Genomic DNA, 12,516 nt, shown 5'->3' on the forward strand with positions numbered 1-12,516 from the left:
GAACAAGACAAATTCGACTTCCGACAACGGCTCACTGGGATAGAGCAGCAAGGCGTCGCGCTCCTGGCTGTGGAAAATATCCAGCGCGCCGTCGGCGTGGCCCTGCTCGAGCATCGCCAGGCAGCGCTTCCAGGGCAGGAACTGCCATTGCACCTCCACCCCCAGGCGCTGGAACACGATCACCGTGGTTTCATAATCCAGGCCGGCCATGACGCCGTTGTCTTCGTAGACATAGGGTGCCCAGGGTTCGGTGACAATGCGCAGTTTCTCGCCATGAGCGGCCAGGCTCAGGCAAGAAAACAACACAGCGGTGAACAGCTTGAAGAAGACGGGCATACCCTGAGGTTACGACGCTGTCCACAGAAAGAGAAGCTCTGGCACGCGCATTGGCGGGCGGTCTTACTTCGCGGGAGCGTTCAGCAGGTGTTCGTGGATCGCGGCGCGGCGCTCACCCAGAATCAAACGCACCACGGGGTTGGCGAACCAGTGTTCCAGCTGGTGGGCATCAAGCGGGCGCTTCTGGCGTTCTTCCTGGTTTTGTCGGGCCTTGTCCCACCAGACCGGGCCGCAGGCCTGGTCGAACTCGTTTTCGTGTTCGTAGCAGCCGTAGAGGATTTCGCGGATGAACTGTTGCTGGTGCTTGGGCAGCAGCAGGGTGATCAGCTTGTACATCAAGCGCTGAAAACGCGGCGGGCGCGGTAGGTGCGAGGAGACCTGGCGCGTATCGGCCAGGGCTTGTGCGCTGGTGGGCGCGCTGGCGTGCTTGGCGATCCACGCCTTGACCTTGGCCCGGAACAGCTGTTTGCGGCTCCAGTAATGGTGGATCAGGTCCGGGCACTCGCGCACCTTGACGGTGCGGTAGGCGGCGATGGACAGGCAGAACTCTTCAAGGGTGTACGCGCCCTGGGCATGGGGAAACAGTTCATCCATCAACTCGATGGAGCGGTCGAGGATGTGCGCATCCTGTTGGGTCAGGCCCATGACGCCGGAGTTGAGGGTCATCATGTCATCGTCAGCCACGCCCATGTCCAGCAGGCGCTGGCGTAGGGCGGTGTACAGGATGCTTTCGTGGTTGTCGCCGTATTTGGTGTAGAAGGCGTTGCAAAGCAGAGTGCCGGGCTGTACGCGTTCGAACAGGGCCATGGGCGAATGATGGAAGAAGGTGTCAGTGTCGATGAGCAGTGCCACCGGGGATTCTTGCAGCACCTGGCGCAGCACTACGTGTTTGGTGCGAAAGTGATAGCCGTGGGGCTCGCTCCAGCGTTTGCGGGTGGCCTCGTCCAACGGTCGGACGCGCACCGGCAGCAAGCGATAAGGCTCGGGGTTGTCGCTGAATACCTGAATGTCGATGTTCGCGTCCGGCGTGTCCTGCAGGAACGCCAGTGCGCTGGCGATGCTGAATACCGCTTCCTGATGGTAGGTGTCGGCGCCGAAGACCAGGTAGACCAGTTGCGGGCGGGACGTCGGGGGCACTGTATTCATGGACTGCGGGGTTCCGTGGGTAACGTAAAACGACAAAGGCCCTCGTCAGAACGAGGGCCTTGGCACAACTGGGCAAGCGTTAACGTGGCAGCTTGAGGTTGTTCCAGATGGCAAGGCTGGGTTCAGCCTGGTTCAGGGTATAGAAATGCAACCCTGGTGCACCACCTTGCAACAATTGCTCACACATCTCGGTGATGACCTGCTCGCCGAACGCCTGGATGCTTTTGACGTCATCGCCATAGGCTTCCAGTTGCTTGCGCACCCAGCGAGGGATCTCGGCGCCGCAGGCGTCGGAGAAGCGCGCCAACTTGCTGTAATTGGTGATCGGCATGATGCCCGGCACGATCGGGATATTCACGCCCATCGCCCGTACACGCTCGACGAAGTAGAAGTAGCTGTCGGCGTTGAAGAAATACTGGGTGATTGCGCTGTCGGCGCCGGCATTGGCCTTGCGCACGAAGTTCTGCAAATCGTCTTCGAAATTGCGCGCCTGGGGGTGCATCTCCGGGTAAGCGGCCACTTCGATATGAAAGTGATCACCACTTTCTTCGCGGATGAAACTCACCAGGTCGTTGGCGTAGCGCAGCTCACCGCTGGCCATGCCCATACCCGATGGCAGGTCGCCACGCAGGGCAACGATGCGCTTGATGCCGGCGGCTTTGTATTGGGTCAGCAGGCTACGCAGGTCGGCTTTGCTGTCGCCCACGCAGGACAAATGCGGAGCGGCGGGAACTTTGACTTCACTTTCCAGCTGCAACACGGTGTTGATCGTGCGATCACGGGTCGAACCGCCAGCGCCGTAGGTGCAGGAGAAGAAATCAGGGCTGAAGCTGGCCAACTGCTTGGCAGTAGTCATCAGTTTTTCATGCCCAGCATCGGTCTTGGTCGGGAAGAACTCGAAGCTGTAGCGACGGTCTTGGGACATGGTCATACCCTTGGAAACTCGAAAGCCTGGAAGGCATACGCAATCGATGCGGGTGCCTGGCTTTCTGTGGGAGCTGGCTTGCCTGCGATAGCATCAGCTCGGTGTTATTGGAACACCGAGGCGTCTGCATCGCGGGCAAGCCCGGCTCCCACAGAAGAGCCGGCGCCAGCAAGGCCGATCAGTAGCGGTAAGCGTGCGGCTTGAACGGACCTTCAACCGTCACGCCGATGTAGTCGGCCTGGGTCTTGGTCAGTTGAGTCACCACGCCGCCGAAGCCGCGGACCATTTCCAGGGCCACTTCTTCGTCGAGTTTCTTGGGCAGTACTTCCACGGTCAGGCGCTCGGCTTTCTGGGCGGGCGACAGGTCGGCGTACTTCTGTTCGAACAGGAAGATCTGCGCCAGCACCTGGTTGGCGAACGAGCCATCCATGATGCGGCTTGGGTGACCAGTGGCGTTGCCCAGATTCACCAGGCGGCCTTCGGCCAGCAGGATCAGGTAGTCATCGTTCTGTGGGTCGAAATCACCAGCGCCGGTACGGTGAACCTTGTGTACCTGCGGCTTCACTTCTTCCCATGCCCAGTTCTTGCGCATGAAAGCTGTGTCGATTTCATTGTCGAAGTGACCGATGTTGCAGACAACGGCGCGCTTCTTCAGGGCCTTGAGCATGTTCGCATCGCACACATTCACGTTACCGGTGGTGGTGACGATCAGGTCGATCTTGCCCAGCAGGGCTGCGTCGATGCAGGCGGAGGTGCCGTCGTTCTGGCCGTTGATGAACGGCGAAACCACTTCGAAACCGTCCATGCAGGCTTGCATGGCGCAGATCGGGTCAACTTCGGAGACCTTGACGATCATGCCTTCCTGACGCAGGGACTGGGACGAACCCTTGCCCACGTCACCGTAGCCGATCACCAGGGCTTGCTTGCCCGACAGCAGGTGGTCGGTGCCGCGCTTGATCGCATCGTTCAGGCTGTGACGGCAGCCGTACTTGTTGTCGTTCTTGCTTTTGGTCACCGAGTCGTTGACGTTGATGGCCGGGATTTTCAGCTCGCCCTTGGCCAGCATGTCCAGCAGGCGGTGTACGCCGGTGGTGGTCTCTTCGGTCACGCCGTGGACGCGGTCGAGGATCTGCGGGTACTTCTTGTGTAGCAACTCGGTGAGGTCGCCGCCGTCGTCAAGGATCATGTTGGCATCCCAAGGCGCGCCATCTTTGAGGATGGTTTGCTCCAGGCACCACTCGTACTCTTCTTCGGTCTCGCCTTTCCAGGCAAATACCGGGATACCGGCGGCAGCGATAGCGGCAGCGGCCTGGTCTTGAGTCGAGAAAATGTTGCACGACGACCAACGCACTTCGGCACCCAGGGCAACCAGGGTTTCGATCAGCACGGCAGTCTGGATGGTCATGTGGATGCAGCCGAGGATCTTCGCGCCCTTGAGCGGCTGCTCAGCGGCGTACTTGCGACGCAGGCCCATCAGGGCTGGCATTTCGGATTCGGCGATAAAGGTTTCGCGACGGCCCCAGGCAGCCAGGGACATATCGGCGACTTTGTAGTCATTGAAATCAGCAGGCGTCATTACAGCGCTCATAGAGAGCCTCCATTCGTAGGGTGCGAATGGGCGCCGTTGTGCGTTTAGTATCAGGCCAGGGCAACCAGGCCGGACAACGCCCCATCCGAGCCTGACAGGTTGAACCTGCTGCAGCGCCCCTCGGACAGGTGGCGGGAGAACGGTATCAATCGAAGATGACCGTTTTGAAGCGGAGGCGATTATAGCCGTGTCAGCGGCACTTCCCAAGCCTTTCTATCCGGCGGCATGAAGATCGCTCATGGGCCTGATAGCTAATGGCTCATAGAGCTTGGGCCCTGGCTCTGCCATGATGTTGCCCATCATTTGGCAAGACGCTTTGGAGTGATCATGAACTTCCACACCCGCAAATGGGTAAAACCCGAAGACCTCAACCCCAACGGCACCCTGTTCGGCGGCAGCTTGCTGCGCTGGATCGACGAAGAAGCGGCCATCTACGCGATTGTCCAGCTTGGCAACCAGCGCGTGGTCACCAAGTACATCTCGGAAATCAATTTTGTCAGCGCCTCGCGCCAAGGCGACATTATCGAACTGGGCATCACCGCCACCGAGTTCGGCCGCACCTCCATCACCCTGACCTGTGAAGTGCGCAACAAGATCACGCGCAAAAGCATCCTGACCGTGGAAAAAATGGTCTTCGTCAACCTGGGCGAAGACGGTTTGCCGGCGCCCCACGGTCGCACCGAGATCAAGTACGTGAAGGACCAGTTCAAGGACGACAGTCTTCCCGAGTAACAACTGCACGGCGTGATTTGCGTTACCAAATCATTCCACATGGATCTATCCGAGGCTCTCTCATCACTCAGGCCTACACCCTGTAGAGAGAGCCTCGTGTATGAAAGTCTCCAGTTCTGTTGTAGAAAACCAGCGCCCTCTGCCTCGAACCACCGACCAGGATGTAAAGACGCCTCCGGTCAAAGGTGTGGGCGAGCGCAACCTGAGTATTTATCGTCACAGCGATGGACGTGTGGAGGTGGTGCTGTCACCGCCGCCGCCTGCTCACTTGGTGCTCAGTGGCGGTGGCGCCAAGGGCATCGCCTTTCCAGGCATGGTGCAGGCGCTTGAAGAGGCCGACAAACTCAAAGGCGTCAAAGTGGTTTCCGGCTCTTCTGCCGGCGCGATTTCCGCAGCGCTGCTCGCCAGCGGCATGGATGCCAAGGCCTTTACGCAACTGTCGAATAACCTTGACCTGCCCAGCTTGCTCAATAGCAAAGACCCGGTCACTGCGTGGTTGCAGGAGGCCAGTTCCCAGATCGGCAAATACGTCGGGAAAGTGCCAGGGCCGGCGGGTAATATCTCTCAACTGCTGCTGACGTTGCTGCCGCGCCTGCAAACCGAGGGGCAGCCGCTGGAAGACTTGATTCGTAATGAATCACGTAAGTCTATTCTCGCCCATATCGCGGGCATGCCAGCGGCAAACCGACCGCCCGAGGTCACGGAAATTGCCGACCGGCTAAGCGCTGGCGCAGGGCCGACGTTTCGCGACTTGGAAATTTTGAGCCGGCATATTCCGGCGATCAAGCAACTGAACATCACCGGCACGGGCATGTTCGATGGTCGCCCGCAGTTGGTGACATTCAATGCCAGCCTCACACCGGATATGGATATCGCCCGCGCCGCGCTTATTTCGGGGGCGCTGCCTGGGTTGTTCAAGAGCCCTTCCGAACAGGGCCACGGGTTTCAGGCTGCTTCAGAGGTCACGGCGTTTCAGGACGGTGGTTTGCTCCTCAATACCCCGGCGCCAGGCATTATTGAGCGTTCTTTCCCGGAAAGCCCCCTGGGCAAGGACGAAGCCCTGATCGTCAAGTTCGAGTCTGACAAACCATCAGCCCCCCCAAAAAGCGGAGGTTTTTTCAGCTCTCTGGTCGACACGATCACCGGCACGCCACACACCGCGGCTGAAAGCTATCAGGATGACCGGCTCAAAGAGTTTTCGGAGCAAACGGTAACGCTGCCACTGAGCTCGGGCAAAGGCGACTTTCGCGGCCTGCTCAATGGCACCGTCAACTTCACCATGACCCCTGAGCAGAAACAGCATTTGCAGTCCCAGGCCCGCCAGGCGGTGTCAGGGCATCTGCAAAAACGTGAGCTGGAGCGTGAGCGTCATGAATTCCCCTCGTTGAACGACGCCGTGATGGCGATGGATGATCAAGTGCTCGCCAGCGTACAGGATGATCTGCAAAAGGACCCGGCCGGCGCCGAGGCGTTGCGTTTTCGCAAGGACGCACAGCAGGCGTTACAGGCGTTGGACACTGCGATTGCCGAGGCGAATCAATCCAGCACGTCGCTGGTGATTACGCCAAAAATAGCCTCGGCACTGCGCAATCTAGACGCCCTCGCTCGTAGGCCCGAGGATATCGAATGGCTGGGCAAGCGCCTGAATGCGCCAGGCCAGCGCAATTTTCAGCAACTGCTGCAGGTGGGCGCCAAACTGGCGTCGGGCAATGGCTCAGGCATGTCCAAGGTGTTAACGAGCGCCGTTGGCGAAATGCAAAGACGCGATATTGGGGTAAAGGCAGAGAATTTTATCCGCGAAGTCATTTATCCCTCGCTATACCGCCCTGGCCAGCCGGCTGCCAACGTAGAGTTATTGCAACGCGCGGTGCGTGATTTGGGCGAGGCGACGACGCCAGCGGAGTTTAACCGTGTGCTTGATGGCATCGTCAAACACTACCGGGCGCGTAATAAACCCTGGAGTACATCCTTGAGCTCTACCACTGTGGAGCAGGCCAAGGCCTGGCGTATTCCGGTTTAGTTGCGGTGCCACTGAACAGCCATCGTCGCGGCGTGTCGTAGCTACAGGCACCCCTTGGACTCTGGTACATCATGGCCACTCAAGCAGACGGCAAGACCCCCAACCTGTCGCAGGAAGAGCAGCAGGACGTTGATGACAACCAGCCGCCTCGCGCGGCTGTATTACACGAAATTATCCGTACCCAAGGCGATCAGGAGCTGGAGCGCAATGTGGCCGCGCTGTGGTGGTCGGCGCTGGCTGCCGGCCTGACCATGGGCCTGTCGCTGATGGGCATGGGCCTGCTCAATTCGCGGCTGCCGGACGGTGAGGAATTCAAGGTGATCGCCAGCTTTGGCTATTGCGCAGGCTTTCTCGCGGTGATTCTTGCCCGTCAGCAATTGTTTACCGAAAACACCCTGACTGCCGTGCTGCCGGTGATGAGCAAGCCGACCCTGGCCAATGCCGCGCGCTTGTTACGGCTGTGGACGGTGGTGCTGGTGGGCAACCTGTGCGGTACTTTGCTGGTGGCCTACGTGATGCTGCACCTACCGATCTTCGATACCAAGACCGACCTGGCCTTCCTCGAGATCGGGCGCAAGGTCATGGAGAACGACCCCGCGCAGATGTTCGCCAAGGGCATCGTCTCCGGTTGGATGATCGCCACCATGGTCTGGATGATCCCGTCGATGGAGAGCGCCAAGCTGTGGATTATCATCCTGATCACTTACTTCATGGCGCTGGGCGACTTCACCCATATCGTCGTCGGTTCAGCGGAAGTGTCCTACCTGGTGTTTGCCGGCGAGTTGCCGTGGAAGGATTTCTGGCTGGTCTTCGCCGGGCCGACCCTGGCCGGCAACATCATCGGTGGTAGTTTCATCTTTGCGCTGATCAGCCATGCGCAGGTTCGCAGCGAAAGCAGCCTGCCAGGTAAAAAGGCTGCGGACCCGAGGCATCCGCAGCAGATCAACAAGGGTCAGTGATGCTCAGGCGTGGCCTGGGGTTCGCCCCGGGTCACGTGCTTGACCAGCTTGCCGATGCTCAACCCCTGCAACAGGATCGAGGACAGCACCACGATATAGGTGATGCTCAGCAACAAGTCACGCTCAGGGCCCAGGGGCAGGGCCAGGGCCAGTGCCACCGAGACGCCGCCGCGCAGGCCACCCCAGGTGAGGATGCGGATTGTGCCGCGTGGCACCGAGCGCCAGCGGCGCAGCAACAGGATCGCCGGGGCCACGGTCAGCAGGCGCGAGAGCAGGATCGCCACGGCCAGCAAACTCGCCGCGAACACGTGCAGCCAGTTGAATGGCAATAGCAGCAGCTCCATGCCGATCAGCGCAAACAGCAGCGCGTTGAGCATGTCATCGAGCAGTTCCCAAATTTTGCCATTCGCATTTTTTTGTCAGTTATTCGGAATGCCTGTAGAATGGAGATTACAGCCAGCTCACCACGGATTTTGTAAGTGACAATCGTCAAAAAAGGATCGCCCATCGAAACCTATCCCTTCCGAGCTCTGGCGCCTGATGTGGTGGAGTTGTTTCAGCGTTGCGCTGAGCGTAGGAAGGTGCCGTCGACGACGACATTGAAGCTTCTCGAATGCTTTTGTGACATCACCAACCAGCCCTTGTCTTTCTTGAAGCTTTCGTCGTCAGAGCTGACCCACATCGTTGCGGGTTTTCAAGGAGCGCTGTTCGAACAGGATTTGGTCGGTACGTCTGACGTGACGCGCGCGAAGATTTCCGTTTATCTGCAAGATATTTTGCTCGAAGCGCGTAATTACGTCCCTTCCATGCCGCCGACAGAATATGGAAGTGGACTAAGAGAAAAATATAATGCGAAGTGGAAGAAAATACTTCATGGGGTTGACCAGCGTAAAGTCAAATATTGGACTGGATGGCCTGTAGAAAACCGTAAAGGCACCACGTTGTATTGTCACTTTGCCAATATTCATAACAGTCATGGTCATGATTTTACATCCCGCCTGTATGAGCAGCTACGACTCCATATTTCAGGGTATGGAGCTACACAGTTAACTATGCCGAATAAGATGGCTGGTTTTCTGAGTCAGAATAGTGATTCTTGGCCTGAATACACGTTTAACGATTCGACAATGATTTACAATTTCTTCTGGGATTTCAGGGAAAGTTTTTTCATGAGTGGCGAGGCCTTGGGGCTGGATATCGACGCGCAAATGAAGACTTGGAATAAGTATATTGGGTTCATTGAGAAGATTTTCATTCTTCCAGGTGTATGGGCGGAGCCATTGGGAGGGAAGCTGCCGTTAGCACCTGCGAAGCGAATCGATGGTCAGTCGACTAATATCAGAAAAAACGAAGATGGCGCTGATGTAAAAGTCAAGCTCGTAATGGAAATACCATTACATCTTACTGAGTCTGAAGCTATTGAAATATTATTTATTTCCATATCTAAGCGGCTGAAGATTATTGAGGGATGGGCCAAGGCTCAGATAGCAGATCTATATGGTAGGGTTCTTCGTCGTAAAAAGCTCGCTGCGCAGGGAGAGTTGGTAGATACAACTAAACGTAAGAAGGGACACCTACTAATAATCCCAAATATTTGCTGTATTTTCGAAACCTACGGGTACGGAGAGCCATACAGCCACTACGCTTCCTTGTCAGTGGATACAAAAGATTCTCAGACTCCTGCTTCTGATTTAGCCAGCTATATGGGGATGCCACTGGCGGGGAGTCTAATGCCATTTAAGCTCCTAATTATTCTAAGGCATCCGATAATTACGTCAGAGTTTCTGGGTGATTTCGATCTTTGGAATAAGCATGGGCAGAGATCTGGATATGTACTGGACGGGTCGGTGTATAAGCTGGTGGGGTACAAGGATCGTAAGGGGGCAGGAAGGTCTGAACAAAAAATCACGCTAACCTCAGAAACTAAAGCTTTGGTCGACCAAATTATTGAGATCACTGCGCCCCTACGTGAGTATTTGAAATCACAGGGTGATCCCTCATGGAGGAAGCTGTTCATTACATGCGGTAACGCATTTTCACCGCCTGCCAAAAGCACCCTAACCCCGTGGTCGAGGTCAACACTTAAACCTGGTACGTATTTGAGAAACAATCTTTTAGCTCAATTTCGTCCTCATACGGACATGTCTGAAGATGATCTCGTTAAGTTTTTGGAGATGGTGAGTGCGTCTTCCGTACGCGCATCCAGAGTAACCGAGATATTTATTGAGACGCATAGCGCTGAAACTACATCTCAGGCTTTAGGTCATGAGAGCTACGATCCTAACCTCATGGATCACTATTTGCCCAAGGTGATTATCGATTTCCTGCATGAAAGGCGCATGCGAGTATTTAACAAGATCTTAATTTGTCATAGTCTTAAAGATAGTCCGTTTTTATTTCGGGCCAGCAATTTCTCAAGCTTGGCTGAATTAGACGCTTTTCTAGTGAATCATGCTTTTGGAGATATTCCTGCGTATCTTCAAGATCCAGATGGGCATCATGAAAAGATTGAGAACGACGGGACTGTATATGCGTTAGTGTCTGTCGATATTTTGAGCGTGCTGCTCTCGATAAAATTGGCTGTTGAGCAAGCGCCACCCAATCAGAAGGTTAGTGCTAAGGCAGTCTACTGGGCGAGTTACGCAGGCTTTCTAGAAGGGGAGATTAGTAAGCACCGAGATGCCACTTATCGGAGTGATCTCCACAAGGCGGCATTAACAGCTAGCGCAGAGTCTGTGGAGAGGTTTGTATATGAATGCTCCATCTAAACTTGGGTTCCTCGGCGAGCCTCGCTTAGCGCCAGCAGAAGCTTTCCGTAAAGCATCCTGGCTAACCACTGATTTTAATGCTTTCGTCTGGAGCGTGAATTTTAACGGCGATCCCATTCTGCTAAACTGGAAGGTAGCCCTAGACAACAATTCATACCTCACCGATGACGAAAACCTAGATCTGTTGAACGGTCTTAAATACGCCCTCATTGGCGCCACGCGAAATAGCCTGGTTGAAATGGCTAATTCTCAAAGTGTTGAGACATTAAGACGGAAGTTTCACGCCGCCGTGGGTGTTATTGACTGCCTGCTAATTCACGCACATGAGCTCAAGCTTTCAAGTGCCGGATTGGCAGGCTTGTCTGAAGGCGATTTGAAATGGATCCTAAATAAGCTGTCTTCAGAATCCTCCGTGGCCGAAGCGCTGTATGATTGGTCAGAAAAATTGAGTAAGTATGCTCTAGCGCTCTTGGATGAAATACCAGGCGCGACGATTGCTTCCATATTGGAAGAGAATCCGTCGATGTTAGAGATAAGTTCTACTCAGCTCGAGTCCAACGAGCTTAATGTTTCCGTTGATGATATTCCACGTATTCGGGCCGCTTTATATTATAAAGGCCACTACGACGGACATAGAGGTGCTGGCTATACGGTAAACTCTGTACGCATCTCAGCCGAGGTTTACCCAAATACTATCCGTGGGGACATGGCCAAGCCTAGGCATGAAATTCTTAGTTTTTATCCGCTTGGTGAGTCCTATAAGCGTGAGATGGAGGGAGTAAAGGTTACTTCTAGGTCGGGAAGTCTCATGGCCGAATCCCAGTACAGGCTATTTTACAACTTTTTGTATGGAATGGGGTTGCTCAAGAAACTTGGAGTGCCAGGGCCCAATGAGCGAGTTTTGGATAGAATTAAAGGTTACATGCCAGAGCTAGCCAAACCTGGTCGTTATGTGACAGTGCCGTCCGGCACGATTTTTAAATTATTCAAAGGTGCTGTCGAGTTTCATTACGAGCTGGGCCCTCTCGTTATTGAGGGGTTTTGCAGGTTGGCTCGATACTGTGATGAGCATGACACAACGCTTACAAGCCTAACCGATGAGCAGGTTGTTTCAATTGTTGGCAGTGATTTGAAACATCACGGCGTGACAAAACTGGGGCTTGGTTGTAGAAATACAAGTGATGCCGATGGCAGTGGTCTTGAAAGTCGAAAGGGAACGAAGCAGAACTATTTTGAGCGGCTAAGATCCAATGCAGGCTTGCTTGAACTTGTCTACGTTTATATTGGTGCTATTCAATTTGTTGTTGGTTTGCTTATGGCTCGCCGAATAGATGAGCTTTTGCAGATCCCGTCGGCCCGAGCATTCGACTCCACGAATACTTGGCTGATGTTCATGAGAGAAAAGAGCACAACCAATACGTATGGTCTCCGGAAATCCGATGCCAGACCTATTGATCCCCTTGCGGTACAGATGCTTGGGCAATTAGTACGCCTTCAGGAGGAGCTCATCAATGCTGGATTCTCGGCGGAAGCTCCTACTATATTCTCCGTTCCGTCTTTGCATGGCAGAAAGTTAATATATTCCGCCACAAAAATGAGCATGAATACATGCTTTGACTTCTTGTGTGACTACTTTGAGAGCGAAGTTAATGAAGTAGGGCTTCGGTATTATATCAGGCAGCACCAGTTGCGCCGTGTAGCGGCCCTGTTGTTCTTTCACGCATATGGGAAAGGACGCATAGATACGCTTCGTTGGATTCTCGGGCATAACGATATTGAGCATGCATGGAGGTACATTACAGATGCCACAGATGGCGCATCCCTCCGTGGGGCGGAAGCCCAAATTATTGCTGAGAAATTCTTCACTGGTGATGTGCATAACTATAAATCGTTACGTGCGTTGATGAAGGAACAGGGCGGACTCAAGTTCCAAGTGCAACAGTCAGTTGACCGTATTCAAGTTATTGGTCGCCAGGAGCTGCAGGTGCTCGGTCAGCACCTCTATGGGGAATTTCCAGCCCAGGGTTTGGCGCGGCCGCGTG

General features: G+C 54.9%; 9 protein-coding genes, 1 pseudogene and 1 riboswitch. Of the genes and pseudogenes, 5 read left to right on the forward strand and 5 right to left on the reverse strand.

Annotated features, from left to right (window positions below; all coding sequences use genetic code 11):
* From GIW04_RS20185 to ahcY, 4 genes are all read right to left on the reverse strand, one after another.
* Positions 1–336: substrate-binding periplasmic protein (locus GIW04_RS20185; RefSeq protein WP_236479154.1), on the reverse strand; the 336-nt coding region annotated here is incomplete at its 3' end.
* Positions 337–399: 63 nt separating this feature from the next.
* Positions 400–1,482: a hypothetical protein gene (locus tag GIW04_RS20190; protein WP_003194994.1), complete on the reverse strand. Its 1,083-nt coding sequence runs from the start codon at positions 1,480–1,482 to the stop codon at positions 400–402.
* A 79-nt stretch (positions 1,483–1,561) separates the two neighbouring features.
* Positions 1,562–2,407 (reverse strand): methylenetetrahydrofolate reductase [NAD(P)H], encoded by an 846-nt coding sequence (gene metF / locus GIW04_RS20195; protein ID WP_003194992.1) that lies wholly within the window; start codon positions 2,405–2,407, stop codon positions 1,562–1,564.
* Positions 2,408–2,585: 178 nt separating this feature from the next.
* Positions 2,586–3,995, reverse strand: a complete 1,410-nt coding sequence (gene ahcY / locus GIW04_RS20200; protein WP_003194990.1) for an adenosylhomocysteinase — start codon at positions 3,993–3,995, stop codon at positions 2,586–2,588.
* A gap of 21 nt (positions 3,996–4,016) precedes the next feature.
* Positions 4,017–4,123, reverse strand: a riboswitch (S-adenosyl-L-homocysteine riboswitch).
* Between the two features lie 199 nt (positions 4,124–4,322).
* Between ahcY and GIW04_RS20205 the strand changes: the two genes are divergently transcribed.
* The 3 genes from GIW04_RS20205 (at position 4,323) to GIW04_RS20215 (ending at position 7,706) form a co-directional block, all read left to right on the forward strand.
* Entirely contained in the window at positions 4,323–4,727 is a 405-nt protein-coding gene (locus GIW04_RS20205) for an acyl-CoA thioesterase (protein ID WP_003194988.1), read from the forward strand.
* 100 nt (positions 4,728–4,827) lie between these two features.
* Positions 4,828–6,747, forward strand: coding sequence for a patatin-like phospholipase family protein (locus GIW04_RS20210; RefSeq protein ID WP_034133968.1), 1,920 nt, complete (start codon positions 4,828–4,830; stop codon positions 6,745–6,747).
* Between the two features lie 71 nt (positions 6,748–6,818).
* Complete coding sequence (locus GIW04_RS20215; protein WP_003194983.1) at positions 6,819–7,706, forward strand: formate/nitrite transporter family protein; 888 nt, start codon at positions 6,819–6,821, stop codon at positions 7,704–7,706.
* Here GIW04_RS20215 and GIW04_RS20220 read toward each other — a convergent pair.
* A pseudogene (locus tag GIW04_RS20220) lies at positions 7,700–8,107 on the reverse strand (cation:proton antiporter domain-containing protein); the annotation flags it as partial. The gene GIW04_RS20215 and the pseudogene GIW04_RS20220 sit on opposite strands and share 7 nt — an antisense overlap.
* Before the next feature lie 78 nt (positions 8,108–8,185).
* Here GIW04_RS20220 and GIW04_RS20225 point away from each other — a divergent pair.
* The gene (locus tag GIW04_RS20225; protein ID WP_032894803.1) at positions 8,186–10,474 is read left to right on the forward strand and encodes a hypothetical protein; all 2,289 of its coding nucleotides are present in this window, start codon (positions 8,186–8,188) and stop codon (positions 10,472–10,474) included.
* A partial coding sequence (locus GIW04_RS20230; RefSeq protein ID WP_236306837.1) for a hypothetical protein occupies positions 10,458–12,516 on the forward strand: 2,059 nt, incomplete at its 3' end. The genes GIW04_RS20225 and GIW04_RS20230, both read left to right, overlap by 17 nt.

The organism is Pseudomonas sp. PA-4-8C (assembly GCF_021606625.1).
GTDB classification, from domain to species: Bacteria; Pseudomonadota; Gammaproteobacteria; order Pseudomonadales; family Pseudomonadaceae; genus Aquipseudomonas; species Aquipseudomonas lactis.